Raw genomic sequence first — 24,173 nt, forward strand, 5'->3', positions numbered from 1 at the left:
GACGCCCCCGATTGCGGCTGAACTTTACAAAATTTGTAAAGATGATTTTATCCAAAATGAACCATGTCAATTTTTCTATTGTGTCGGCAGCACGTGGAGCAGTACGGCAAAGAAGTGGCAGGTTGAGCCGCCCAGCACAAACAGATGCCAGATGGCGTGGTTGTACGGTAGCTTTTCCCAAGCGTAAAACAGCACGCCAACCGTGTAAATCAGGCCGCCCACAACCATCCAAACAATGCCACCGGGCGGCACAGACACCAGCATTTGCTTAAAGGCAATTACCACCAGCCAGCCCATCAACACATAAGCAACTGTTGCCCACTTCTCATACTTGCCAATAAACACGGTTTTGAAGGCGATGCCAATTAAAGCCAATCCCCACACCACGCTAAAGAGCGACCAGCCCCAGGGGCCGCGCATACTCACCAGCGTAAATGGTGTGTACGTTCCGGCAATCAGTAAGTAAATAGCGGAATGGTCAAAAATACGCAGAACGCGCTTCACTTTGGGGTGCTGAATGCTGTGGTAAAGCGTGGAGCAAAGATAAAGTAGCACCAGGCTGCCGCCGTAAATGCTAAAGCTCACCACGCGCCACACGTCGCCATAAATGACGGCCAACGACACGAGCAAGGTTAGGCCAGCAATGCTGAGGGCGGCACCAATGCCATGCGTAATGCTGTTGGCAATTTCCTCGCCAATGGTGTAGCCCATCACATTCGTTGGTAAACTCTTTTTTCTGTTCATTGGCTGTCTTCCTGCTCCATAAATGTTCCACAGCAATGCTGCATGGTTCGTAGCGTATCACAAATTATATGGGGTTCAAACGGCCGTTTCCTATCTTTTAACTATCAATAAGGAATCAATATATGAGCGGAAAATTGATTGACGTGAGCCACATCGTAAAACAGGGCGTGGTTACCTACAAAGGGTTGCCCGCGCCAATAATCTGCGATTTTATTAGCCGAGAAGCGTCGCGAGAACATTATGCAGAAGGCACAGAGTTCCATATTGGCAAAATTGAGATGGTAGCCAACACGGGCACCTACGTGGATGCACCTTTCCATCGGTACGCCGACGGCAAGGATTTGTCCGAATTGCCGCTCAGTTCGCTGGCAAATTTGGATTGTGTGGTAATTCGCGTGCCAGAGGGCTACGGCCGTTCCCTCCACCCCGATCTGCTGCCAGGAACAAATTTACAGGGGAAAGCCGTCCTATTTCACACCGGCTGGTCGCAGCATTGGAACAGTGAGCAATATTTTGAGGGGCACTCCTTTTTGACGGCGGAAACGGCCGTTACACTGCAAAAAGCCGGGGTCGCAATGGTGGGTATCGACTCCTACAACATCGACGATACGGACGACGGCACGCGTCCTGTCCATTCCACGCTGCTGCACCACGACATCCCCATTGCTGAGCATCTCACCAACCTCTATGCTCTCCCCGACGACAACTTCCGCTTTTTTGCGGTGCCGGTGAAGGTGAAAGCGTTTGGTACTTTCCCCGTCCGTGCGTTTGGCCTTGTGTAAATGGAAGTGTGGGGTAAAATTCAGCACAGATGTTCTTTTGCAAGAGATTTTTTGACTCTTTGAGATTTCAGGGGATTCGCATCTAATTTACGCAAATTTCGTGTTAATTCGCGCAAATTCGGCGCAATAATCAGTTGGACCCCGCCAGCTCCTGAAAACCTGATTTTCTTATGCAATCCGCTTGGAGGTGAAAGATGACCCAAACTGCTGAACAATTGATCAGGAAGCTGATTGAGGCGATGGGTGGTGAGGAAACGGCCGTTGCCATCCAGTCGATCCACGCCATTGCCAATTGCACCTCACCACACGGCAATTACACCACAGAAATTCGGTCAGCCCGTGGGCAGCGATTGCATTTTGAGCAAACGTGGCCCGGCAACCCGCCCTTTCGTGCCATCATCAATGGCGAATATGCCTGGGGTGCTGATCCCCAAACTGGCGATTTACGCCGCCTTGCAAAGGCCAGCATCGCCATGCTGCGCGGCCATGAATTTCAGATGATGCCCCTCACTTTGCCAGAACGTTTTGATCAAATGGCGGTTGGCACAGCAGCCAGCTTTGCCGGAAAGCAGTGTGCTACCATTCAAGCCATCGACGAACTGGAGAAGCCCTGCACCCTCTACTTTGACTTGACCACAGGCTTAATGGCTGGTTTTGTCATCGTCAATCCAAATGGTGAGGCAGGGGAGACGGTACAAACCGTCTTCAACGAGTGGCAAATGGTTGACGGCATCCAGCTGCCCCGCAAGGTCACCGCCACAGACAGCAGCGGCGATTTTGTGCTAGATTTTCACACCATTACCTTGAACAAGGTAGATGGAACATTATTTACCGTGCCGGAAGCGATTGCCGCTGGTGAATGAACACGTCTTTGCTTAACCACAGACAACGGAGGATTTTCCGATGGCAAAATTGGATTTATTTGGACTGGTTGTAAAAGATATGGCTGCGTCGCTGCAATTTTATCGGCTGCTGGGGCTGGACATACCGGCGGAGATGGATAGTGAGGGGCATGTGGAAATCACGCTGTCCGGCGGCCTGCGGCTGGCTTGGGACACGCTGGACGTGATTTTGAGCTTTAACGATGCGTGGGAAACGCCAGTTGGCCACCGCATGGGCCTCGCCTTTTTATGCGACAGCCCGGCCGAGGTAGACAAACTGCATACAGACGTGGTCACGGCGGGCTACGGTAGCCACAAACCGCCCTGGGATGCCTTTTGGGGCCAGCGTTACGCCCAAGTCAAAGACCCCGACGACAATATCGTGGATCTGTTTGCCCCACTCACGTAGCCGCGGATTCGTTCCGCGCTATGAGAAACTACGGCTACGGTTTATTCATGGCGCAAAGCCGCTACCGGGTCCAGCTTGGCGGCGCGGGCGGCGGGATACAGTCCGGCCACAATGCCAATGAAGGTGGCGAACGCCATCGCGCCGATGGCCAACCACCACGGCACGACGGAAAGTTGGCCAATACCGGTGATGCCTTCAGCTATGAGGAAGCGGTGGCCAATCCAGTCAACCAGCCGCCCCAGCAGCGTGCCGAAAATAAGGCCAAAGAAGCCGCCCAGCAGCCCCAGCATGGCTGCTTCCACCGTGAACAAGGCTCGAATCTCCCGCGCTGATGCCCCCAATGCCTTGAGTACGCCAATCTCGCGGGTGCGCTCGTAGATGGCCATCATCATGGTGTTAGCCACGCCGAGGGCAGCAACTAGCAGGGCCAGCCCACCCACAGAGCCAAGCAATGCCTGCATCAGCCCCAGCACCTGGTTGGCTACGTTCAAAATCGCTTCCAGCGATTGGGTTTGTAGGCCTAGCTCTTCGATTTCGGTGGATACGGCCGTAATCGCCCCCAAATCCGTCGTTTGCACAATCAAGCCATTGTATCCTTCCGTTTGTAAGATATTTGGCTCGTTGAACCACCAGGCCAAAATCGCTTCCCGCTCGGCCAGTCCCAGCTCGATGATGCTGCCGCCAAAACCATCGCGAACCCCCATGATCTCGCTGGTGAACGTTTCCGTCTCGCCGCGCGGCAGTTGCACCGTCAAAATAATTTCCTCACCGATCAGGCTGTCATACGATTCGCCCTCAGCCAGCAGCGAATCGGCTAAGCCATTCACCAGCACCGTTCCCTCAGAGGCGCGATCATCCAAAAAAGAGCCAGCCAACGGTTCCGGGTCAGTGCCAAAGCTGAACTCTGGTTCATTGCCGTCAGTTACACGGATGGGTAGTGAGGTGTCTCCGTAGGTGAGGGCGATGTCAATACTGAACGGCAGCTGTAGCTCAGGCGTCACATTCACAACGTCTGGGATTTGCTCAATTTGGGCCACAAGTTCGGGCGTAATTGGTGACTCCGGTTCCGGCTCAGCGAACGGATCAAAGGCGTCGGGTTCCTCATAAATGGGGCGGACGAACAGGTTTTCCAGGCCAATGCTCTCGAAGTTGCGCTGCACCTCGCGCTGCACGCCCACGCCAAAGGAAACCATCGCCACCAGGGTGACAATGCCAATGAGGACGCCGCCAGCCGTCAGCACGTTGCGCACCGGGCGGCGGCGCAGGTTGCTGAGTGCTTGGCGGATGATGTCGCTAAATTGCAGGCCTGCTCCGACTGGTCTCCTGACCGTGCCGGATTGTGGCTCGGTGGGGACACCGGCCACAGCGGGGTTCGAAGATCGGCCGGAGCCAGCCACTTCTTCCACAATGTCCCCGTCGCGCAGCTTGACGATGCGGTCGGCGTAGGCGGCCACCTCTTCGTCGTGGGTAACGACGATGAGGGTGATGCCTTGCTCGCGGTTCAGTTCTTGCAGCAGAGCCATCACCTCTTCGCCCGTTTTGGAATCGAGGTTGCCGGTGGGTTCGTCCGCCAGGATGAGGCTGGGGTTGTGGATGAGAGCGCGGGCAACGGCCGTTCGCTGCTGCTCACCCCCGGAAAGTTCAGTGGGGTAATGGTCCAGCCGATGGCCAAGCCCTACTTTTTTCAGCAATGCTTTGGCGCGTGCTTCCCGCTCATCTACGCCAACGCCAGAGAGCATGAGGGGAATAGCTACATTTTCAACGGCCGTTAGCCGAGGCAGCAGGTTAAAGCTCTGGAAAATAAAGCCGATGCGCTGGCGACGGTGCAGGGTGCGGTCGGCTTCGGTGGCGGTGTGCAGGGCGGTGCCGTTAAGCCACAGCTCTCCCGCCGAGGCACGGTCTAGCCCGCCCAGCAGGTTGAGCAAGGTCGATTTGCCAGAACCGGAGGGGCCAACCAGGGCCACAAATTCACCCGGTTCAATCGACAAATCGACGCCGCGCAGTGCCTGCACATCCATGCCGCCGCGCTCAAATTGGCGGGCGAGATTAGTGAGTTTGATTGGATCGGTCATAGGGATCGGTATTCGGTGGTCAGTATTCAGTAATCAGTTTGAACGTACCGATTACTGAATACTGTTTACTGACTTACTGGAGCGATTCCGCAATCGCTAACGCCTCTTCCCCGGTCAGGTCGCCGCCAATCCAGTATTGGATGTCGCCTTCGGACCAGTTGAGCAACGTACGGCCGTCCTCTGCATCGGTGTACAACATGCCGTCCACGCCACGCACGGTGACGGTTTCACCACCCTCATCGGGAGTGAGGTTCACATCGGTACGACCCTGGGCAATGGTGAAGGAACGGCCGTTTGGCAAACCATACCGCTCCACAATTGCGCCGCGCACATTCGTGGTTTCGCGCAGGGTGGCCTCACCGGGCAGACGGGTCGGAGCCAATAGCTCAAAGTCTGGCTCGACGGCAGCAGCCTCTTCCAGTTCATCATAATCTGGCAGCTCAATTTCGGCCGCGTCAATCACCGTTGCTCCCTCAGGAATGGTGAAGGTGAAAACGGAATCGTCGATCCCCTGGTTGAGTTCCAGAAAGGTGGCACGCGCCACGCCAGAACCGAGGGCACTGTCTACATACTCAATGCCCACCGGCGCACTGTCGCCGTCACGCAGCCAAACGTTAAGCAGACCACCTGCCGCACGCACTTCTTCTGGCATTTGCTCTGGGATGGGAATGAGGCGGATGGTGTTTACGTCTGAGTTACCAACCACATCCGAACCAGCCCGTTCCGCCGTAAAATATTCCAGCAACATGGTGACCGCTTCTTCTGGCGTTTCTGGAATCGCTTCCTCGTCAAATTCGCCTTCATACCCATCCAGATCATGGTCAAATTCCTGTCCGGCCATTTCTGCGGCGAAGCGTTCGTACAGTTCTTCAAACTGGCCCACCAGCACTACGTTTTCGGTAGGGTTCCACACCCAGAACTGGGTGCCGTCGCTCACGGCGATGGTGCCGATGAGGTCGGCTTCATTGGCCGTGAGCACTTCAACGCGGAAGGCTGGCTCGCCGTTGGGGCCAGCGTCCAGGCGGCCCCATGCTTCCACGGTGCCGCTCATTTCCTGGTCAGGAATGTCTACTGACAGTTCAACAATGGCGTGACCATCGGTGATGGTTTGGCTGGTTTCCAGCGACTGCACCAGCAAATCCTCGGCGGAGGGAATGACAAACGCGCCAATGGCAACGGCCGTTCCGGCCAGCACCACCAACGCCAGTAAAATACTTAATAATCGTTTGCGTGATTGCATAATTAACTCCCAATTTAGTCATGGTTTTGCGTCATCAATCCTCTAAACACCATGCCTACCTTGATTGTGACATGGAATACGGCCGTTGTGACCAACCCCGTTCTCGCTCTCATGCACCACTCAGGTTGGATTCTCTTACAAAGGGTGGTTGCCTGAGATGACTCCCTGCGTCACAATTGCGGCATCAACAATTGGGAGAGTTGCCACATGGACATTTTAGAGAGCATCAATCAACACCGCTCGATTCGCGCTTACAAACCAGACCCTGTGCCAGATGATTTGCTCAACGAAATTTTGGCCGCTGGCATTCGCGCCTCCTCATCGGGCAATATGCAAACGTATTCGATTATCGTCACCCGCGACAGAGCGTTGCGCGAGCGGCTTTACAAACCGCATATGGAACAAAGCATGGTGCTGGATGCCCCCGTGCTGCTCACCTTTTGCGCCGATTTTCACCGAATGCGTCGCTGGCTCAAGCTAAATGACGCACCGGATAATTTTGACAACTTCATGAGCTTCATGATTGCCACCATTGACACCGTGCTGGTGTCGCAAAATGTGGCCCTGGCGGCCGAGGCGCGGGGGCTGGGCATTTGCTACATGGGCAGCACGCTGGCCAACTGCGACGAGATCGGCCGGATTTTGCAGGTGCCGCCCAACGTGGTGCCAGTGGCGGGTTTCTCGCTGGGCTACCCAGCAGAAGACCCGGCCCCGCGTGACCGTCTGCCGCTGGCAGGGCTGGTGCATCAGGAGACGTACCGCGCCGAGAGCGATGACGACATTGCCCAGATTTACGAAGAGCGCAACGTCAAAGGGTGGGAACGGTACATGACCTTCCCGCGTCTGCGGCGGATGGTAGAAGAGTCTGGCGTGGAAAATTTGGCGCAGATTTATACGGTGGTGAAGTACACAAAAGCATCATACCAGGAATTTTCGCAAAAAGTGTTAGCCTATCTGCAAGCCCAATCGTTTATGAATAATGAGGTTATTGAAAAAGCCATAGATTAACGCAGATTTTCAACATAATTGGACACCGGAATGACAAACACATTGTGCAAGATTTAGAAATTATTTGGCAGGAAATTGAAGCAACGGCCGTTTCCGCCGGACTCGATCCCACCAAGTTTACAGACACGCACCGAGAAATCTTGAGCCAGATCATCTCGTTTTTGCAAACGCCCCGGCCAGCGGTGGAACATGAACCAAATGGCTGGCGTAAATGGCTGCCTCTGGACAAAAATGGGGGTGCAAAACGGCCGTCCGCAATCACACCACCTGCCCCCATCATCATCTGCGGTGAACCCGGCACGGGCAAAACCACCTTCCTCAACGTGTTAGATTTGGTGCTGCGCCGCACCTTCAACTTGCCAGACAACATCCAGCCAGTCATGCACAAAGGTGCGCATGAATATTATGTGACCAAGCGACTGCTGAACGGCCGTGCCATCAGCCTGCTCTCCGTAAAAAAGTGGACCGATCTGCTGCACTTTTACACCTGGGATCGGGCAACCCACGGGCTGGTTGCGGCAGACCGCACGGCGTTTGTGCAAGAAACGCTGCTGCCCATGCGGCTCATCTTTGCCGATGAGGTGGAGATGACTGGCTACTCGCCCACGCTGCCCATTTTGGCGCAGCACGGCTTACTGGTCATTGGTACCTCGAACCAAAGCCGCTTTGCCCAGCTCGAAGAGCGGCAGGTGCCACCACACGTTTACACCTTTGCAGGCATTGATTTACGGGCAGGCACGCCTGCCGAGGCCGTGGTGCAGCCAGAAGACCCTGCCTGGGCTATTTTTGATCACCTGCAAGCGCAGCCTGTGGCACAGTTTGAGCAACTTGCCTACCAACAGCAGCAAATTGGGGAGGTGCTTTTTGTGAGAATGGCGTTTGATACGGCCGTCCGCGCCCCGCTGCTAGAAAATGAGTGGGCTACTTTCCTGCAAACGTTACCTCGCCAACCAGGTACGCCGATTGTTTTTTTGTTGGATGATTTTTCGCTGGAGATTTTGCGCACCGATTACAACGCCACCATCCGCTTTGTCTCTCTGTTTGATCTCATTGAGCAGCAGGGGATTGGCGTGCTGGTGCGCAACCAGGCTGGTCTGGCAGAACTGTCCCGCGAGGCGTTGAGCCATATGAAGATTACGATTCATGCTGCACGGGGCGTGCCAGAAACGATTAAGGTGAAAACGGCCGTTGGCATCGATCGCGCCACCTCCCGCATTGGCCAGGCCGGGCATATGGGACATCGTCTTCTTAAACAAGCTGCCTGAGCGTAGACCACGCCTCTGGCACATGCCCCAATTCAATCTGTTTTGCCCCCAAAAATTTAGCCAGAGAGGTGACAGCTTGGCCAATTTCGCGCACCGTCTTCTTGAATTTGGGTGCGTTTGGCTCGGCGTAGACGTTATGAATGTGCAGCGTGTTGCTTTTGCGATCCATTTTGGGGTTAATGCGACCAATGAGCTTGTCCCCGTACAAAATAGGCAACACGTAGTAACCGTACTCCCGCTTGGCAGCTGGCACGTAAATTTCAATGCGGAAGTAAAAGTCCCACAACGCTTCGGTGCGGTCACGGTCACAGATGAGGTTGTCAAAGGGGGAAAGTAGGGTTGTGCGGGGCTGCCAATCCCCATTTTGGAGCTGGCGCAGCAGCGGCAGGTCGTCGGCGTGCAGGTAGTAATCATCGCCAAGATCAGCGACCGTGACGGGGATGAGAATGTCTTCTTTGATAAGTTGGTTGAGGACGGCCGTTAACCCTGGATACATTCCGCGCGTGTAATGCACCTTGATCTGCTTGGCCGTCGCTGCACCCAGGGCGCGGATTGCTTTTTGGGCGGCGGAGCGACAGGTTTGTTCGGCCGTCCATTCTTCTTGAGGCGTTCCCGCTGGCAGCCACTCCGGTAGCAAGCCCCACCGTCGCTGGTTGCCCACCCGCTCAGTCACGGTGATCGCCCCGTTGGTCCACAAATAGTCGAGGATAAAGCCCACGAAACGGCCGCTTGACCAGCGAGACTCATAGCGCAGCTCATCCCCGGTTTCAATGTCGCGCGAAAAAAGCGGCCCTTCCCGACGTAATCTGTTCAGAATGTGGTCTTTGAGTTCGTACAGGCCAGGATGCTTGTCGAACCATTTTTGATATCTTGTGGCGCGACGTTTGTCTTCCCGCCGCTGGCGCATCCCCCAGTTAAACACCCGGTATTCTTCGGTTAGCACCATCGAGGCGGCGTGTGCCCAATATTCAAACAGAGCTTTCTCTTGCCAGCGCAGCTTTTCTAACTCGGCCTCCTCAAAATTACCCAGGCGGCTCCACAGCACCAGCAAATGAGTGCGCTCCACGGCGCGAATGGGGTCTAGCTGTACGCAGCCCAAATCGCGGATCACGTCTAGCATGGTGGGAGGCTTCTGCTTGGTAAGGTGCTGGCGACTGATGGCTACTCTGCGCAGTTCCTGTCGGGTGAGGGTGAGTTGGGGCATGAGATTCTCCTTTTTTTGCCACAGAGAACACAGAGAAAAAGAAGGGGTTGGGCAAGCGGATGGTGCTTTTTGTCTGTCTGTCGATTATACGCGGGAGGTTGATTCGGAACAAATGTTCGCAAGGTTAATCGCAAATCTGACGAATGTAAAGGGGTGATTTGTGTTATTCGCCTATTCGTGGCATTTGTGTTTAAAAATGGAACCGATGGGGGAGAACGGTGTATTGTAGATAGATGGCACGTTCTGGAACGATGGAGACCGCCAACAAAACGTTAATTCAGCAAGCTCGCCAGGGCGATACGGCCGCTTGGGAATTGTTGGTTCGCCAGCATCAAGAGGCTGTGTTCCGGTTGGCATATTTGCTGCTGCACAATGCTGCCGATGCGGAAGATGTGGCCCAGGAGACGTTTGTGCGGGCGTTTTTATCGTTAGAGCGGTTTGATGCGGAACGGCCGTTGCGCCCCTGGTTGCTACAAATCAGCCGCAATTTGTCCAAGAATCGGCTGCGCAGTTTGTCTCGATATTGGTCAATGGTGACGCGGTACTGGCAGCAGCAGGAACCTGTGGCTATACCAGACTCGGTGAACGGAAATGAGTCGGCCCGGCTTTGGCGGGCGGTGCAACAATTGCGCCCCAACGCGCAAGAGGTGATTTATTTGCGCTACTTTTTGGAACTGTCTGAGGCGGAAACGGCCGTGGCCCTCAACATTCCGCCTGGCACGGTGAAATCCCGTCTGCACCGTGCCTTGAGGCAGTTGAAGGGTGTGATTGAGGCGGATTTTGTTGATTTGAAGGAAGTAATTGAGTAACTGAGCAATTGGTAATTAATGAACGAGACAAACAGTTCTTACGAAAAGCAGATTAAGCAGTGGGCAGTAAGGTTTGATTACCCACCGACGCCGGACATTGCTGGCCGGGTACGGCCGTGGCTCACCAATCCGCCAGCGAACGCCCGACAATCCAGGCGGGTTGCCTGGGCATTGGCGGGGCTGCTGCTGGTGGCCAGCTTGTTGGCCGTGCCCAGCGTGCGTGCTGCCTTGGTGCAAATTTTGCGGGCTGGGGGGATGACGATTTTGGTGGGTGAAGAAACGGCCGTTGACCAAATACCGCCGCTGCTGAACGAGCAACTTCCCGCGTTTACCGTTCCCATTACGCTGGATGAGGCGATGGCGCGGTTCTCCAATTTGGTATTGCCCACCGAGTTGCCACCACCGGATGATGTGTTGCTGCATGAAGAGCCGGTGTGGGATACGGCCGTTATCTTCCTCTGGCGCGACGAGGCAGACCCGCAGCAAATTGGGCTGAGTTTGTACCAAATCTTCGTGCCGGAGTATGCGTACAAAGGGAGCGAGATGCTGGAAATGACGGTAGTGAACGGCAGCCAGGCATTTTGGCTCGATGGGCCGCACTACTTCCGTTTGCAGGATAGTGCGCTGACGGCTGGCGCGGTTGAAGAATGGCTGTTTGTGGAAGGGAGCGTGCTGATTTGGTGGGAAGGCAACGTGACTTACCGCTTGGAAGGTGCAGATTCGCTGGAAGACGCTTTGCGGATTGCTGAATCACTAAAAATTGTTGAATAAGCCGTAGCCGCAGATTCTTTCTGCGCCGCCAAAACTACAGGAAGGAGTTTTGTGATGCGTAAAAAATTGATGATGACCTGGGTTTATTTTTGCTGATTGGTTTGTTTGCCTGGGCAGATGCGGCGCGGGCCGGGGGCTGGGCGACGTTGACCTTGTCTGAATTGCCGGAAGAAGTGGTGGCGGAACGGCCGTTCACTGTTGAATTTCTTTTGTTGCAGCATGGTCAAACGCCAGTTGTGGGCAGTGATCTGTTTACGGAGGTGCGGGCAGTGCATTCGGCCAGCGGCGAACAAGTCGCTGTAAAGGCTGAACCGATGAAGCGGCCTGGTTATTACACGGCAACCCTGGTTTTACCGATGGCAGGGGCATGGCAGTGGGAGATTGAAGCGTTTACGGCCGTTTACCCCATGCCGCCATTAACCGTCAATGGCGTTGCCGGTGTGATGGAAGAAGTGGGGAGTGGAACGGCCGTTCCCTGGAATCTTGTGCTGGGTTGGTCGGCAGCCGCAGCGGCAATTGTTTGTTTTTACGGCTGGACGCGCCAGCCGAAGCGGCAACGGCTGGTAGTGGCAGCTTTTTTAGGCACCATGAGCCTCATTGGGTTTGTGCTGCACGCCCAAATGCCCCAGGCAGCGTTGGCCGAAAGTGCAACCACACCTGTGCCCGCCATTGCGCCAGAGATGATGGGCGAAGCGTTGTTTGTGGCCAAAGGGTGCATCCAGTGCCACACCAATGAAAATGTGGCACTGGCTGAAAATTTACTCGAGATTGGGCCAGACTTAACCTTTGTCAAACGTTCGCCCGAATATGTGGCCCTCTGGTTAGCAAACCCCTCTGACCTCAAAGCAGACACGACTATGCCGAACCTGCACCTCAGCGAAACAGAGATTGATGCGCTTGTTGCCTTTCTATACCAGGATTGATTTCTCAATGGCAGCAAGGATTTATCCACAGAGTTCGCACGCAGATTAAAAACAAATAATCTGCGAAATCCGCGAAATCTGTGGCTAAATTACAATTCTTCAGGCCATTCGGCGTGGGGGCGCTGCTTGCGGCAAATTTCCAGCAGGCTATCTAGCTTATCATGCCTCTCGCAGTAGAGGATGATCTCTTTTGCCAGTTCTGGCTTGGTGGCGTTGGGCAGGTTGTCCTTATCAATGCCCAGGTCAAAGCAGAGGTCTTCTAGCTCTTCCTTGTTGAAGTAGCGCACCATGAGCTCTTTCAAGCGGATGCGGTTTTGCAGCAAGGTGTCGGCCTGTTCTTCGTGGAGAACGGCCGTATAAAATTCCGCTACCGCCAGTTTCCGGGTAGAAATATTGTTGCGCTGCTCCATCGTCATTTGGGCCAGCGTGCGGTTGTGGCCATTGGGGATGAAGATGGCATCCCAGCCAAAAATGTGGCTACCGCGCGGCTCTGGGGCGATGGTTCCTGGCAGCGTACCGGTAAACACCCGCACACGGCCGTCTGGGGCATGGTAGGCTAGTTTGGTAACGGCCGTCGCCGTGCGGTCTACAAAAGGTTCCAGCATCTTGCAAATGCCATCTGCCCCCACGTTGCCCATAAACAGCCCCGTCACATTTCCGGGCAAATTGCGCCAGGCCCGGATGTTCAGGTTGGTTTGCTCCACCAAAAATGGCGTGTAGGGCAGCATAGTCGCCACCTCCCCCACCTTGCGCCGAATGAGAATATCAATGTCATCAGTGACAATATCCTTCACGTTGTAGCGGAACAAAAATAGATTGGCATATTTACCCAGCAAAAATTGATAATCGTTGAACTTGTCATCCCAGGATGAGACGAAGTAGAGGCGGTCGAGGCGTTCTTTTGGCATGGAAATATTGTAAACAGAATGCCCCTGATTTGGAAGACTCAATCTGGGGCGGGGTGCGGTCAAAAGTTTTGTAGGAGATTACAAAAGTCTTCACGTCTGCACCAGCAGCTTTGCAAGGCCAGACTTTTGTAATCTTGTGTGGTAAACAACAAGTAAATGCACCCTCTGAGTCTAAAATACGTAAGAAAATTTTCACGCAAAGTCGCAAAGTATATTCTCATTGCTTTGCGACTTTGCGTGAGCCTATAAAAATATGCCAAGCTATCAGGGCAACGATAACGTAGGTTGCCCTGCGTTGCTTAAAATCATGACCGGGTCGCCGCCGTTGGCCGGGAGCTGCATGATGTGGCGTTGAGGGGTGTATGCTTGCAGCCTGTCTGGATTGCCTTCCACGACCTGGGCGGCGGCAAACAACGGCCGTTCATTTTCTACCCACACAAAGATGAGGTCGCCAACGGCCGTTTCGCGTACCTGAGCATAGGCATGATCATCTTCTCCAAATAGCAATCGTTCTTCGCCAGAGCCATCCGACTGGATGCGCCACAGTGCCGATTCGTAAAACGCAAAATACAGTCCCTGGCTGTCCAAGGATTCCCGCCCTAGGGGATTGCGCTCTGTGTAATAAATTGTGCCACTGGTTTGGCCGATGAAAATCAGCTCCACTTTGGCAGTTGTGGGAATTACTGTAACTTCTGTGGAGTCTGGCGTGCCGGTAACCAACTGATTACTCTCTAAATCATCCCGACTCCAGGCGTTACCGGTGACGGCATACCAGCGGTCTTCGCTGGCGTTTAGCACCAAATTGCGCAAAGGTCGGTCAAACCCCGGTAGTTCGGTGCCAGTGGTCATATCAAAACGGCCGATGCCGATATTGGTACAGTCGACAGTGTAAAGCAGAATATTCTGCGCGGTCCACTCGGTAACGCCCATCAGGTAACCGTAAGAGGTGCCACCCTCGTTTTCATAAAGCACTTCGCTGAGCGAACGGCCGCCGCCGCCACAGCCACCCCCAGGCATTTGCCTAGTTCCTTCTAATTGGGGCGTGCCCAGGCTGCCATCTTCGGCAACAGGCATGGTCCAAACTTCAAACAGCCAACTGCCCAGCGGGTCAAAATCCGATGGCTCAATGAAGGTATCGGTTTGTTTTATGTAGGCAATGGCACGGCCGTCTGGCGACCAATCACCGGGGCGAATAAACCCGACATCATCGATGATTTGTACCTTGCCCTGCCGGTCGCTCAGGCGCAGACTGCTGCTTTCGCCATTGTAATAGGTGTAGAGTAAAAACTGCCCGTCGGGCGACCACTTGAGGTAATTCAGAGAGCAGTAGCTGCCTTCCGGGCATGGCTCGGTATACACTGGTACGATGTCGCTATCGGGCAAGGTGCGTATGAAAAGCTGTTTGTTCTGCACGTAGGCGATGGCATTGGCGGATACGGCCGTCAGACTGTCTACCATTTCTCGTTGTGGCGGTATTGGCAGGCTTGTTTTGGTGGGAACGGCCGTTGGTGAGGGGGCGTCTGTGGGTGGGGGCAACGGGGAGGGGAGGGTTGTTGCTGTAGGAGCGGCCGTTTCGGTAGGCTGAACACGAATAGCTGCAACCGTCACCGGTTCTGAAGCACTTTCAGGCAAACAGCCCACTAAAACCAAGCAAAACACGACAATCAACAAACGCTTCACACTATCTGCTCCTTTTGAGCCAGATGAAGAAGATAATGGCTCAATCCAAAGCAAGCATACCGAAAACAAGATGGTTGAGTTGGACGATTGGGCTACGAGAGAGGTACCGCAAGCAAATGGTTAACGGTTTAATCTCCAGTCGAGGGCGGTGTGGCGTTGGGTGGTTTTGTCGTTTTTGACGGCGATGCGGATCGCTTTGCGGGTGCCGACGAGGATGACCAGCTTTTTGGCACGAGTAACGGCCGTATACAATAAATTCCGCTGCAACATGAGGTAGTGCTGGGTGGCCACCGGCATGACTACACACGGGTACTCTGCCCCCTGGCTTTTATGCACGGAGATAGCGTAGGCGTGAACCAGCTCATCCACCTCCAAAAAGTCGTACACGACTGGCGCACCATCAATACTGACGGTTAGATTTTGCTGCAAAATGTCCATCGCCGTGACGCGGCCGATGTCGCCGTTGTAGACGTTTTTGTCATAGTTGTTCACCGTCTGCATCACCTTGTCGCCCACGCGGAACAGCCGCCCACCCAGCTTGCGCTCCGCTTTGCGCTTGGCCCCTGGATTAAGCGCGGCTTGCAGCAGCAGATTCAAATTGTTCACACCCACCGCACCGTTGTACATTGGTGCCAGCACTTGAATATCGTCCAGCGGATCGAGCTTGAACTTGAGCGGCACCCGGTTTCTAACTACATCTACGAGCAGTTCGGCCGCTTCGGCGGAGTCTTCCTTCACAAAAATGAAGAAGTCGTTGGCCTCTGGACTGGTTTGCGGCATTTTGCCTTCGTTGATCAGGTGGGCGTTGCTGATGATGAGCGAATCGGACGCCTGACGAAAGATGGTTTGCAGGCGAACAACGGCCGTTTTCCCCGAATCGATCAAATCCCCCAGTATGTCCCCCGCGCCCACGCTGGGAAGCTGATCCACATCCCCTACCAGCAGCAAATGGCTGTCTGGCGAAATCGCTTTGAGCAGGTTGTGCGTCAGCAGCAAATCCAGCATCGAGGCTTCGTCAATAATCACCATATCAGCGTCGAGCGGATTGCTTTCGGAACGGCCGAATCCTTCCCCCGGCTTGAACTCCAGCAAGCGATGGACCGTTTTGGCTTCACGCCCGGTTGCCTCCGCCAGCCGCTTGGCCGCGCGGCCCGTGGGGGAGGCGAGTGCGTAAGTGAGGCGATGCCTGTCTAGCAAATCCAACAAAGCCCGCATGGTGGTGGTTTTGCCCGTGCCTGGGCCGCCGGTGAGAATGGTGACTTTGTGGGTAACGGCCGTTTGGATGGCGTGGAGCTGCTGAGGAGCCAACTGGATTTCTGATTTTCGATTTTGGATTTTCGATTGATGGCCGGCATTTTGATTCCGCAGAGTAGCCAATCGACTGGTAGGATGGTCTAGCAAGCGCTGGATGCGCTGCGTAACCCCCACTTCAGAATAGTAAAACGGCGTCAGGTAGACTGCCCGCTCTTCCCGCACCGCTGGTGTTCCCGCATTGTAAATTGGCTTCTCTTCACCGATTACTGAATACTGACCACTGTTTACTGCTGACGGTTCACCGCTCACCGGATATCGCAGCGTCTCCCGTTTGATAAAATCGCTCGTTTCTAAATGATCGATAACGGCCGTTACCTTCTCCGCCGCCAATCCCAAAATTTCGGCCGCTTCTGGTTCCAACTCTTCCTGCGGCATGTAAACGTGGCCATCCTCCGCCATGCGGTTGAGCGTGTAGGCGATGCCCGCCTCAATGCGGCCTGGATCGTCGGCAGCTAACCCCAACGCCTGGGCAATTTTATCGGCCGTTTTGAAGCCAATGCCGTACACGTCCTGCACCAACTTGTACGGCGTGTTTTGCACAATGGCCAGGGAGGTGTCGCCATATTTTTTGTATATTTTGGTCGCCAGATTGGTAGAAACGCCGTGCGACTGCAAAAAGATCATCACGTCCTTGATGGCCCGCTGCTCCTCCCACGCCTTCATAATTTGCCCCACGCGCTTGCGGCCAATGCCTAGCACCGTTTGCAATCGCTCCGGCTCGTATTCGATGACGTCCAACGTCTCTTCGCCAAAGTGCTGCACGATGCGTTCGGCCATCACCTTGCCTACGCCGCGAATCATGCCCGAGCCAAGATACCGCTTGATGCCCTCGATGGTGGCGGGCAGCGACTGTTCGCAAAATTCGGCCAGAAATTGACGGCCGTGTTTGGGATGATTGCCCCATTTGCCCGTCAGCTTCAGCCATTCGCCCGGCTGCACCTCTGGCAAATTGCCTACCACAGTGATGAGTGCCTCTCGTCCGCTGGCATAGCGAAAGGGCAACATTCCCCGCGAGTCGGGCTTAAGCCGCAGCACGGTGTACCCATTTTCCTCGTTATAGTAGGTAATGCGCTCCACAGAGCCAGCGATCTGAACTTGCTCGGACATGGCGTAATTGTATTGGGTAATTGGGCAATTGAGTAATTTGTTGGCTCATTTCCACAAGAATACAAAAGTCTCGCAGACTTTTGTATTCTGACAATTGGGAAGCTATTCTGTTTGACAAAGTTAAAAATAGATCGTATATTTCAATTAGATAATTATTAAATTAAATAATCAAGAAATGATTTTGAAAACTTCAAAGCAAGAGGTTGACCATGTCTATGAAAGCATATGAGGAAATATTTGCGTCAGATTTGTCTGAGGCCGACAAAATTGCCAAAGGATTTCACCACATCATTAGCACCATCATTACCCACAGCCAGAACGAGATTGAGCTGCTCAAGGCGATGAACGACCGGGAACATCTGATCAAAGAGCAGATCAAATTGAGCACAATCCAACACGCCAAGAGCATTTTTGAGATGGCCTACCAGCGGGCTACCGGCAAAAGGAGTCAAAGCAGTGAGTAAATCAACGGCCGAGCTCAATCTGGAAGAACGCGCCCAACTGTTCAAAGCGTTGGGCCATCCGGCGCGGCTGCTGATGATGAACCTCATCCAGCAAAAACCGCGTCATGGCGAAGAGCTGGCCGCGATTTTGAACCTGAAGCCTGCCACCGTCTCCCATCACCTCAGTAAACTGGCAGAAGCTGGCCTGCTGACGTCTACCAAGGACCAGTATTACCAGATTTATTCGTTGGTGGGGGATGTGCTCAAGAAGCCGCTGGGGGAAGTAATTCGTTTGTCTCAGCTCAGTCTAACGGCCAAAGTTCAAACCGATGCTTATAAGCAAAAGGTGCTCAACACCTTCTTTAAGCGGGGCCGACTGATTCGCTTGCCTGCCCAGCTTAAAAAGCTCCAGGTCATTCTGGAACTCATCGTGCAGGAGTTTGAGCCAGATCGGGAATACACAGAAAAAGAGGTCAACTTCATCCTGCTCGACTTTCACGAAGATGTGGCCACCCTGCGCCGCTCCCTCATCGATCATAGCCTGATGACCCGCAGCGGTGGTATCTACCGTCGTCTGGACTAAGAAAGAGGTTCAACTTCTGGCAAAAGTTGAACTTCTTAAAATGGCAGTTCGGTACCCTGCGCCGGGCTGGTTTTCCGGCGTACCAGGGCAATGATGCCCGCGCCCAGGCCAATGAGCAGCAAGATGGGCGCGACGACAAACCAACCCAGCAGCGGCACCAATCCTCCAGCGATGAGCAGCACGGCCGTTTTCAACCCCACCTTCACCCCCTCATCCTTCGGATACAGACGGGTTTGGACGATCTGATTAATAGCTGATAGGCCAACGGCCGTAACCGCCAGCAGCAGCAGAAAAATGATCGCCGCAATGAGGCCACCCAACTCCCCACCCTGAGAAAAGATCGCAATCAATACACCAAAAAAGAGGAAGTTCACCAGCCCAATGACAAACGAACGCCCCGGACTGTTCTTTGCCACCTGCTGCGCCCGCGCTACGCGCCCTGGCAGCAAAGCAGGCAGCAGCACCAGCAGCGCAGCCAGCGTCCCCCAGCTAAACAAAACGATGATTGTAAGTTGTAGCCCTTCAGCCATGTGAACCTCCCGTGGGACGGTAATGTCGCAGAGCGACCGCTTCGCGACCAGTAATCGGTAAGTCAGTAATCAGTAAAATCTCTTTAATCTCTTTGACCTCTGTGGCTAATCAGATGTAAACATGAGGCGGTTGCCTGCTAGCCAAACGACGAGTGCCAGGCCGAACAGCAACGCCCACTGTGCGGTGGGCAAATCAAAGATGAGATTGGGCAAGGCAGGCTGCTGCCAAACGGCCGTTACCCCCGCCCAAAATTCATTCAACCAACTCAGTGTGGACAGTTGCAAGGTAGCAAACCAATCTATGGCGATGGCACGGCCGTTTCCCCACCAAGCCAGCAGCGACGACCACACATTCCCTAGCAAAAGCAGGGCAATGGCTACCTGCCCCAGCATCAAGCCCCACAGCCAGCGCGGCAGTCGAGCAACGGCCGTTTCTTGCCCAATTTCTGCCACCACCCGCGCTGATAAATCAGTTGCCAGCGGCAGCTCCGGCAGGGCATCCAGGTCGCTAAACAACGCTTCCAGCTCGGCTAGCCGCGCCCGCGCCTCTGGCGAATTAGCCAGATGGGCTTCAATAGCCTGCCGAGTTTGCTCATCCAGCGTGCCATCTAGATATTCATGCAGTAAATCTTCGTCAAACTCTTTCATGGTTAAGCACTCTCTTTCATCTTCTCTGCCAGCATCTTTCTTGCCCGAAACAGATCGCTTTTGACGCTGCTGAGCGGCCGTTCCATCATCGCAGCCATTTCATCATAGCTCAGCTCCTGAAAATGGCGCAGCTCAATGGCGACACGATAGCGCGGCGGCAGAGCCAAAATCGCCTGATGCAACTGGGTCGATTGTTCGGCGCGAACCAACGTTTGTTCTGGCGATGGGGCTGATTGCGCCCAATCATCCAGGCTCACGGGCTGGTCATTCCGCGACATATCGGCGGCCAATAACTGCGTTTTGGCTCTGGATGATTCCAGCCAGTTTAAACATAAATTGGTGGTGATGCGCTTGATCCAAGGGGCAAACGGCCGTCCCAATTCAAACCTGTCCAACGCCCGATACGCCCGCAAAAACGCTTCCTGGGCAGCATCCTCCGCCTCTACCCGTCGACCCAACAGACGATACGCGGTGTTGAACACGGCCGTTTGGTAACGACGCACCAGCTCTCCATACGCGGCAGCGCTGGTTTCGTCTTTCTGCCTGGCCTGTTGCAGCAGGTGCTGCTCATCTGTCAGCGTCATGGTTTGCGTCCTACCAGAGTGTACCGGAAACTGCCCAAAAAGTTGCAAAGCGCAAGAAAGTACCAGAATTTATACGAAGGCACGAAGAATGAAAGGAACGAAGCGTCTGTTTATCAGGCCTCCTTTGTTTCTCTGTTCCTTCGTTTCTTCGTCTAAAATATTTTACCTTTTCATGCTTCACCAAACGGCCGTTCCCCGGTACAATTCCTGCATGTTCACCTATCTAAACCCAGCGTCCCGTATTTGGCTTATCGCCTTGCTCATCATGTGGGCTGCGCTGCTGTTTGGTGGGTTCCTGTTTGGTTCCGCCGATTCCAGCCAACGAATGCCCAAATGGGCCCGACTCAGTTCCTCTGCCGTACTGGTGCTGGCTGGCTGGAGCTGGTTTTTCATTACCCGCCAAAACGAGGTCAACAGCTTTGTGCTGTGGCTGGCCATCGGCATGACCTTTGGCTTTCTGGGCGATCTGTTTATGGCAGGCGTCCTGCCCGGCGGCCGGAACGTGTTGGGCGGCATGGCCGCCTTTGGCCTCGGCCACGTTGCCTACATCATCGGCATTTGGCGGTTTGGCAACCAGATTGGTTTAACCGACGGTACGACCCGCTGGGGCAGCCTCATTGTTTGGTGGATGATTGGGGCTGCCGCCTGGTATTTTGTCGTTTATCGTGGCCAGCAGCCCACCACGCTGCACCAAGCCACGCTGCCCTATGCGCTGCTGCTGGCCAGCACGGCGGGCGTAGCGACCAGCCTGGCAATTCAGCAAGGTCAATTTACTTGGCTGGCCATCGGAGCTGCCCTCTTCCTCATCAGCGATTTGATCATTGCCACTCAACTGTTTAACGGCACCAGCTTTTACTTAATTGGGGATGTGATTTGGCTTACTTATGGTCCTGGTCAGATGCTGATTGTGTTCAGTGCGGCAACGGCCGTTTCCCTCTTCGGCCAATAAACAAGTAAGAACCCACATACATACCCCATCTAAAGTACATGCAGGAAAAATTGACGCGAGTCCGTTTATCTTTTTCTAACTTGACTCGCGCAATCGCTTTGCTATACTCGCAAATGATTCAACAGTAAGCTAGTTGCGCCTGACCCGAACAATGCCCAATTGCGGCGCAGCTTGCCAACAAAAGTGTGATAATGATGATTGGACAATATTGCAGGTGTATTGAGCGAGGGTGCTAACCACCGTTTGAGAACCTGAAAAAGTTTCTACAAGCGCATTCATGCGCAAACGGTCGGTAGCTACCCTCGCGAAGCAACAATGAGCATTGTTTTGCTCTCCTTGTTGTCTCGCCAGCTAATTAGCTGCGACCGTTTTTTGTTGGGTAGTAATCTGCTACCCCTGTATTAGAAACAATTTCAGGAACACCTACAATTATGTTGTCAACAATAGAAAACACACGTCCCCTTTCATCCGTCACCACGTCTGCCAATCGTTTAGAAGATCAGGTTGGGAACACGCCGCTGATTCGCTTGTGGAATACGGCCGTTGCTCACCACATCCCCAATACCGTTGCCATCTATGCTAAAGCAGAATGGTTTAACCCCAGCGGCTCCGTCAAAGACCGGGCTGCTCTCAATATCATCCGCACAGCCGAAGAAAATGGACAGCTAAAGCCTGGCATGACCTTGCTAGACTCAACCTCTGGCAACATGGGCATTGCTTACGCCATGCTCGGCGCGGCGCGCGGCTACCAAATCAAGCTCACCTTACCCAGCAACGCCAGCCCCGAGCGCATCGCCATCCTCAAAGCGTACGGTGCAGAACTCATTCTTACTGATCCGCTAGAAGGTTCCGACGGGGCGATTTTGGTAGCCCGGGAATTGGCTGCTGCCGATCCCACACTCTACTACGCGAACCAATACAACAATTCAGCTAACTGGCAGGCGCACACCAAAACCACTGCCCCAGAAATTTGGCAGCAAACAGACGGCCAAATCACTCATTTTGTGGCCGGTTTAGGCACCAGCGGCACTTTCACTGGTACCACCCGTCGCTTGAAGCAGTTTAATCCGAACATTAGCACGGTGGCCATGCAGCCGGATGGCCCTTTTCATGGCCTTGAAGGGCTAAAGCATATGCCTTCTGCGCTCAAGCCAGGTATTTATGACGAGGGCGTGCCAGACGAGCAGGTAACTGTTCGTACCGAAGACGCTCACAAAATGGCACACTTTTTGGCGCGTAATGAAGGACTGTTTGTGGGCATTTCTGCCGCCGCGGCCGTGGTTGCCAGCCTGAACGTGGCCAAAACGTTAGATGAAGGCGTTGTCGTGACCATCTTGCCCGACAATGGCTTCAAATATTTGAGCGATACTTTGTGGCAATAAGAATATCTGCGAAATCTGTGGTTAGAAGAAAATATGCTGACATTAAGTAAGGAGCTTCACGAGGCAATTAAAGCGCACGGGCAGGCATCCTATCCGTTTGAGGGTTGTGGCTTGTTGCTGGGGCAGGCTGGGCCAGGCAAAAATGTGGTGCAGCAGATTCGCCCAATGGAGAATGTGTGGCCCGACGAAGCTGAAAAACCGATTCGCTTCAGCATCGACCCCAATGCGTGGCAGCAGGTGGAGCTAGAAGCAATGATGGCTGGTCTGGACGTGATTGGCATTTTCCACAGCCACCCAGATGATGTGCCGGTGGCTTCGCCGCGTGATTTAGCTTGGGCTAGCTGGCCGGGCTATTCCTATTTGATTACCCAGGTGTTAAAAGGCGAACCGACCTACAGCCAGTCATGGCAGCTGGCAGCAGATCGGTCTGGCTTTTTTGAAGAAGAGATTGTTGAAACTGATAACTAAAGGAGAGTAAACCATGCCTACCATTCGTATTCCTACCCCGCTACGGCCGTATTCTGGCAACAACGCTACCGTCACAGTCAATGGCAATGATGTGAGCAGTGCCCTAAATGACCTGACACAGCAGTTCCCAGACCTGCGCCAACATCTGTTTGAGGCAGATGAGCTACGCAGCTTTGTCAACATCTACCTGAATCAGGAAGATGTGCGTTACTTAGATGGCCCAGAAACGGCCGTTGCCGACAACGACACCTTAATGATTATTCCCTCCATTGCCGGTGGCCAAGGTTAAAGGGATGGAGAAAACGAGATGAGCACTCCGAAAGAACGAAAAGTAGATCACTCGGCTTTGCGAGTGAATCAGGCATTTATTATTAGCTTAAGCATTCTGGCGTTCGTGCTGGACGCGGTTTGGCTGGCGGCGTTTGTAGGGTTGGTGATGCTGGTGGGAACGGCCGTTCCCCGCCTATCTCTCTTCAAACGCATTTATCAACACGGGCTGCGCCCCACCGGGCTGGTAAAGCCAGACGTGATTGTTGATAACCCGGAACCGCATCGCTTTGCTCAGGGCTTCGGTGGCGTCGTGGTCGCCCTGGCGGTAATTGCGCTGGCGGCTGGATTGCCCCTGCTTGGCTGGGGATTGGTCTGGCTGGTGGTTACGCTGGCGGCTCTCAACCTGTTCCTTGGCTTCTGCGCTGGCTGCTTTGTTTACTACCAACTGAACAAGCTGGGCTTGCCCGGCTTTCGGGTGAAACCGATTCGGTAATCAGTGAGCCAGTAATCACTGTTCAGTTTACTGACCTACTGAAAACTGATCTCTGAATACTTCAAAAATGATAGAAAGATTACTCATCACAACGATACTCATCATGCTTGGCACGACCGCCTACGCTACCTTTAAGCGGCGGCATGTGCGGGTGTTGGGCGATATGGAAACGGCTACTTTGGCAGGCTCAGCGCAAGCTATGCCCCAAACGCCCACTATCCTTTACTTTGCCAGCGATAGCTGCGCCGCCTGCCCCAGCCAGGCACGCTATTTGGAACAACTTTTAGCCGAGTGGCATAATGAGTTGGTCGTGCAAAAAATTGATACCGAGTTGGAACCGGAAACGGCCGAAAAATACGGCGTTTTCACCTTGCCCACCACGATTCTTATTGACCAGCAAGGCGACGTGCGTGAGATCAATTACGGTCTTACCCATACGCACAAACTCACGCAGCAAGTTGCCAACCTGGCCTAAAATTACATGATTAACACAAATGCTCTTGAAAACATTCAAGCAAAGATTGTAAGACTTACGCACTCGCCCTAACCAGACTACAAAAGTCTTGGGTCTAATGATGTTAATCCTTGAGAGAATAAGCGTTTTGTAGTCTTCACTGCGTAAGTCCTAGATTAAAAAGGTTGCGTGGATTAAAGCAAAAATCCATGTAATCTGCGAAATCTGTTGATAGTACGTTTTAAGACATTT

26 protein-coding genes are annotated in these 24,173 nt (G+C 53.8%); 16 read left to right on the forward strand and 10 right to left on the reverse strand.

Going from position 1 to position 24,173, the window contains the following annotated elements:
• Positions 1–75: 75 nt before the first annotated feature.
• Positions 76–744 (reverse strand): PAQR family membrane homeostasis protein TrhA, encoded by a 669-nt coding sequence (gene trhA, locus ACOQPU_RS17830; protein ID WP_420641181.1) that lies wholly within the window; start codon positions 742–744, stop codon positions 76–78.
• 122 nt (positions 745–866) lie between these two features.
• Between trhA and ACOQPU_RS17835 the strand changes: the two genes are divergently transcribed.
• The 3 genes from ACOQPU_RS17835 to ACOQPU_RS17845 all read left to right on the forward strand — a co-directional run bounded on the left by ACOQPU_RS17835 (position 867) and on the right by ACOQPU_RS17845 (position 2,816).
• The gene (locus ACOQPU_RS17835; protein ID WP_420641182.1) at positions 867–1,526 is read left to right on the forward strand and encodes a cyclase family protein; all 660 of its coding nucleotides are present in this window, start codon (positions 867–869) and stop codon (positions 1,524–1,526) included.
• 194 nt (positions 1,527–1,720) lie between these two features.
• Entirely contained in the window at positions 1,721–2,389 is a 669-nt protein-coding gene (locus ACOQPU_RS17840; protein WP_420641183.1) for a hypothetical protein, read from the forward strand.
• 40 nt (positions 2,390–2,429) lie between these two features.
• Positions 2,430–2,816, forward strand: a complete 387-nt coding sequence (locus tag ACOQPU_RS17845) for a VOC family protein (protein ID WP_420641184.1) — start codon at positions 2,430–2,432, stop codon at positions 2,814–2,816.
• Between the two features lie 41 nt (positions 2,817–2,857).
• Here the strand turns inward: ACOQPU_RS17845 and ACOQPU_RS17850 are convergent, their stop codons facing one another.
• Both ACOQPU_RS17850 and ACOQPU_RS17855 read right to left on the reverse strand, forming a co-directional pair.
• Positions 2,858–4,888: an ATP-binding cassette domain-containing protein gene (locus tag ACOQPU_RS17850; RefSeq protein WP_420641185.1), complete on the reverse strand. Its 2,031-nt coding sequence runs from the start codon at positions 4,886–4,888 to the stop codon at positions 2,858–2,860.
• Positions 4,889–4,961: 73 nt separating this feature from the next.
• Positions 4,962–6,128 (reverse strand): DUF4367 domain-containing protein, encoded by a 1,167-nt coding sequence (locus ACOQPU_RS17855; protein ID WP_420641186.1) that lies wholly within the window; start codon positions 6,126–6,128, stop codon positions 4,962–4,964.
• 207 nt (positions 6,129–6,335) lie between these two features.
• Here ACOQPU_RS17855 and ACOQPU_RS17860 point away from each other — a divergent pair, with 207 nt between their 5' ends.
• Both ACOQPU_RS17860 and ACOQPU_RS17865 read left to right on the forward strand, forming a co-directional pair.
• Positions 6,336–7,136: a nitroreductase family protein gene (locus ACOQPU_RS17860; protein WP_420641187.1), complete on the forward strand. Its 801-nt coding sequence runs from the start codon at positions 6,336–6,338 to the stop codon at positions 7,134–7,136.
• A gap of 44 nt (positions 7,137–7,180) precedes the next feature.
• Positions 7,181–8,401: a hypothetical protein gene (locus ACOQPU_RS17865; RefSeq protein ID WP_420641188.1), complete on the forward strand. Its 1,221-nt coding sequence runs from the start codon at positions 7,181–7,183 to the stop codon at positions 8,399–8,401.
• Here the strand turns inward: ACOQPU_RS17865 and ACOQPU_RS17870 are convergent.
• Entirely contained in the window at positions 8,385–9,605 is a 1,221-nt protein-coding gene (locus ACOQPU_RS17870; protein ID WP_420641189.1) for a winged helix-turn-helix domain-containing protein, read from the reverse strand. The genes ACOQPU_RS17865 and ACOQPU_RS17870 overlap by 17 nt on opposite strands.
• Before the next feature lie 233 nt (positions 9,606–9,838).
• Between ACOQPU_RS17870 and ACOQPU_RS17875 the strand changes: the two genes are divergently transcribed.
• From ACOQPU_RS17875 to ACOQPU_RS17885, 3 genes are all read left to right on the forward strand, one after another.
• A complete protein-coding gene (locus ACOQPU_RS17875) occupies positions 9,839–10,414 on the forward strand; it encodes an RNA polymerase sigma factor (protein ID WP_420641190.1) in 576 nt (191 codons plus the stop codon).
• A gap of 18 nt (positions 10,415–10,432) precedes the next feature.
• The gene (locus ACOQPU_RS17880; protein ID WP_420641191.1) at positions 10,433–11,185 is read left to right on the forward strand and encodes a hypothetical protein; all 753 of its coding nucleotides are present in this window, start codon (positions 10,433–10,435) and stop codon (positions 11,183–11,185) included.
• Between the two features lie 89 nt (positions 11,186–11,274).
• On the forward strand, positions 11,275–12,108 hold the full coding sequence (locus ACOQPU_RS17885; RefSeq protein WP_420641192.1) for a c-type cytochrome: 834 nt from the start codon (positions 11,275–11,277) through the stop codon (positions 12,106–12,108).
• An 89-nt stretch (positions 12,109–12,197) separates the two neighbouring features.
• On the opposite strand, the gene ACOQPU_RS17890 is transcribed toward ACOQPU_RS17885, so the two are convergent.
• From ACOQPU_RS17890 to ACOQPU_RS17900, 3 genes are all read right to left on the reverse strand, one after another.
• Positions 12,198–13,016 carry a non-canonical purine NTP pyrophosphatase gene (locus ACOQPU_RS17890; RefSeq protein WP_420641193.1) on the reverse strand — a complete coding sequence of 273 codons (819 nt, stop codon included), beginning with the start codon at positions 13,014–13,016 and terminating at the stop codon, positions 12,198–12,200.
• A 264-nt stretch (positions 13,017–13,280) separates the two neighbouring features.
• Positions 13,281–14,696 carry a TolB family protein gene (locus tag ACOQPU_RS17895; protein ID WP_420641194.1) on the reverse strand — a complete coding sequence of 472 codons (1,416 nt, stop codon included), beginning with the start codon at positions 14,694–14,696 and terminating at the stop codon, positions 13,281–13,283.
• A gap of 120 nt (positions 14,697–14,816) precedes the next feature.
• Positions 14,817–17,117, reverse strand: a complete 2,301-nt coding sequence (locus tag ACOQPU_RS17900; RefSeq protein WP_420641195.1) for an ATP-dependent RecD-like DNA helicase — start codon at positions 17,115–17,117, stop codon at positions 14,817–14,819.
• Positions 17,118–17,326: 209 nt separating this feature from the next.
• Here ACOQPU_RS17900 and ACOQPU_RS17905 point away from each other — a divergent pair, with 209 nt between their 5' ends.
• Together ACOQPU_RS17905 and ACOQPU_RS17910 are read left to right on the forward strand one after the other, a co-directional pair.
• On the forward strand, positions 17,327–17,581 hold the full coding sequence (locus tag ACOQPU_RS17905; protein WP_420641196.1) for a hypothetical protein: 255 nt from the start codon (positions 17,327–17,329) through the stop codon (positions 17,579–17,581).
• The gene (locus ACOQPU_RS17910; protein ID WP_420641197.1) at positions 17,574–18,143 is read left to right on the forward strand and encodes a metalloregulator ArsR/SmtB family transcription factor; all 570 of its coding nucleotides are present in this window, start codon (positions 17,574–17,576) and stop codon (positions 18,141–18,143) included. Before ACOQPU_RS17905 ends, ACOQPU_RS17910 begins: the two co-directional genes overlap by 8 nt.
• Before the next feature lie 35 nt (positions 18,144–18,178).
• On the opposite strand, the gene ACOQPU_RS17915 is transcribed toward ACOQPU_RS17910, so the two are convergent.
• From ACOQPU_RS17915 to ACOQPU_RS17925, 3 genes are all read right to left on the reverse strand, one after another.
• On the reverse strand, positions 18,179–18,673 hold the full coding sequence (locus ACOQPU_RS17915) for a hypothetical protein (protein WP_420641198.1): 495 nt from the start codon (positions 18,671–18,673) through the stop codon (positions 18,179–18,181).
• Between the two features lie 105 nt (positions 18,674–18,778).
• Positions 18,779–19,321: an anti-sigma factor family protein gene (locus tag ACOQPU_RS17920; protein WP_420641199.1), complete on the reverse strand. Its 543-nt coding sequence runs from the start codon at positions 19,319–19,321 to the stop codon at positions 18,779–18,781.
• A gap of 2 nt (positions 19,322–19,323) precedes the next feature.
• A complete protein-coding gene (locus ACOQPU_RS17925) occupies positions 19,324–19,905 on the reverse strand; it encodes an RNA polymerase sigma factor (protein WP_420641200.1) in 582 nt (193 codons plus the stop codon).
• Positions 19,906–20,077: 172 nt separating this feature from the next.
• Here ACOQPU_RS17925 and ACOQPU_RS17930 point away from each other — a divergent pair, with 172 nt between their 5' ends.
• The 6 genes from ACOQPU_RS17930 (at position 20,078) to ACOQPU_RS17955 (ending at position 23,942) form a co-directional block, all read left to right on the forward strand.
• A complete protein-coding gene (locus tag ACOQPU_RS17930) occupies positions 20,078–20,854 on the forward strand; it encodes a lysoplasmalogenase (protein ID WP_420641201.1) in 777 nt (258 codons plus the stop codon).
• A gap of 431 nt (positions 20,855–21,285) precedes the next feature.
• On the forward strand, positions 21,286–22,236 hold the full coding sequence (locus ACOQPU_RS17935; protein WP_420641202.1) for a PLP-dependent cysteine synthase family protein: 951 nt from the start codon (positions 21,286–21,288) through the stop codon (positions 22,234–22,236).
• A gap of 33 nt (positions 22,237–22,269) precedes the next feature.
• The gene (locus tag ACOQPU_RS17940) at positions 22,270–22,704 is read left to right on the forward strand and encodes a M67 family metallopeptidase (protein ID WP_420641203.1); all 435 of its coding nucleotides are present in this window, start codon (positions 22,270–22,272) and stop codon (positions 22,702–22,704) included.
• A 13-nt stretch (positions 22,705–22,717) separates the two neighbouring features.
• Positions 22,718–22,993: a MoaD/ThiS family protein gene (locus tag ACOQPU_RS17945; RefSeq protein ID WP_420641204.1), complete on the forward strand. Its 276-nt coding sequence runs from the start codon at positions 22,718–22,720 to the stop codon at positions 22,991–22,993.
• 18 nt (positions 22,994–23,011) lie between these two features.
• Entirely contained in the window at positions 23,012–23,467 is a 456-nt protein-coding gene (locus ACOQPU_RS17950; protein WP_420641205.1) for a DUF4395 domain-containing protein, read from the forward strand.
• Between the two features lie 67 nt (positions 23,468–23,534).
• The gene (locus ACOQPU_RS17955; RefSeq protein ID WP_420641206.1) at positions 23,535–23,942 is read left to right on the forward strand and encodes a thioredoxin family protein; all 408 of its coding nucleotides are present in this window, start codon (positions 23,535–23,537) and stop codon (positions 23,940–23,942) included.
• Positions 23,943–24,173: the final 231 nt, after the last annotated feature.

Origin of the sequence: Candidatus Leptofilum sp., assembly GCF_965223285.1 — a bacterium.
Taxonomy (GTDB): Bacteria; Chloroflexota; Anaerolineae; order Promineifilales; family Promineifilaceae; genus Leptofilum.

Coding starts and splice junctions, on each gene's coding strand:
- trhA (WP_420641181.1), bottom strand. CDS start 744: ATGAACAGAAAAAAGAGTTTACCAACGAATGTGATGGGCTACACCATT.
- ACOQPU_RS17835 (WP_420641182.1), top strand. CDS start 867: ATGAGCGGAAAATTGATTGACGTGAGCCACATCGTAAAACAGGGCGTG.
- ACOQPU_RS17840 (WP_420641183.1), top strand. CDS start 1,721: ATGACCCAAACTGCTGAACAATTGATCAGGAAGCTGATTGAGGCGATG.
- ACOQPU_RS17845 (WP_420641184.1), top strand. CDS start 2,430: ATGGCAAAATTGGATTTATTTGGACTGGTTGTAAAAGATATGGCTGCG.
- ACOQPU_RS17850 (WP_420641185.1), bottom strand. CDS start 4,888: ATGACCGATCCAATCAAACTCACTAATCTCGCCCGCCAATTTGAGCGC.
- ACOQPU_RS17855 (WP_420641186.1), bottom strand. CDS start 6,128: ATGCAATCACGCAAACGATTATTAAGTATTTTACTGGCGTTGGTGGTG.
- ACOQPU_RS17860 (WP_420641187.1), top strand. CDS start 6,336: ATGGACATTTTAGAGAGCATCAATCAACACCGCTCGATTCGCGCTTAC.
- ACOQPU_RS17870 (WP_420641189.1), bottom strand. CDS start 9,605: ATGCCCCAACTCACCCTCACCCGACAGGAACTGCGCAGAGTAGCCATC.
- ACOQPU_RS17875 (WP_420641190.1), top strand. CDS start 9,839: ATGGCACGTTCTGGAACGATGGAGACCGCCAACAAAACGTTAATTCAG.
- ACOQPU_RS17880 (WP_420641191.1), top strand. CDS start 10,433: ATGAACGAGACAAACAGTTCTTACGAAAAGCAGATTAAGCAGTGGGCA.
- ACOQPU_RS17890 (WP_420641193.1), bottom strand. CDS start 13,016: ATGCCAAAAGAACGCCTCGACCGCCTCTACTTCGTCTCATCCTGGGAT.
- ACOQPU_RS17900 (WP_420641195.1), bottom strand. CDS start 17,117: ATGTCCGAGCAAGTTCAGATCGCTGGCTCTGTGGAGCGCATTACCTAC.
- ACOQPU_RS17905 (WP_420641196.1), top strand. CDS start 17,327: ATGTCTATGAAAGCATATGAGGAAATATTTGCGTCAGATTTGTCTGAG.
- ACOQPU_RS17915 (WP_420641198.1), bottom strand. CDS start 18,673: ATGGCTGAAGGGCTACAACTTACAATCATCGTTTTGTTTAGCTGGGGG.
- ACOQPU_RS17920 (WP_420641199.1), bottom strand. CDS start 19,321: ATGAAAGAGTTTGACGAAGATTTACTGCATGAATATCTAGATGGCACG.
- ACOQPU_RS17925 (WP_420641200.1), bottom strand. CDS start 19,905: ATGACGCTGACAGATGAGCAGCACCTGCTGCAACAGGCCAGGCAGAAA.
- ACOQPU_RS17930 (WP_420641201.1), top strand. CDS start 20,078: ATGCTTCACCAAACGGCCGTTCCCCGGTACAATTCCTGCATGTTCACC.
- ACOQPU_RS17935 (WP_420641202.1), top strand. CDS start 21,286: ATGTTGTCAACAATAGAAAACACACGTCCCCTTTCATCCGTCACCACG.
- ACOQPU_RS17940 (WP_420641203.1), top strand. CDS start 22,270: ATGCTGACATTAAGTAAGGAGCTTCACGAGGCAATTAAAGCGCACGGG.
- ACOQPU_RS17945 (WP_420641204.1), top strand. CDS start 22,718: ATGCCTACCATTCGTATTCCTACCCCGCTACGGCCGTATTCTGGCAAC.
- ACOQPU_RS17950 (WP_420641205.1), top strand. CDS start 23,012: ATGAGCACTCCGAAAGAACGAAAAGTAGATCACTCGGCTTTGCGAGTG.
- ACOQPU_RS17955 (WP_420641206.1), top strand. CDS start 23,535: ATGATAGAAAGATTACTCATCACAACGATACTCATCATGCTTGGCACG.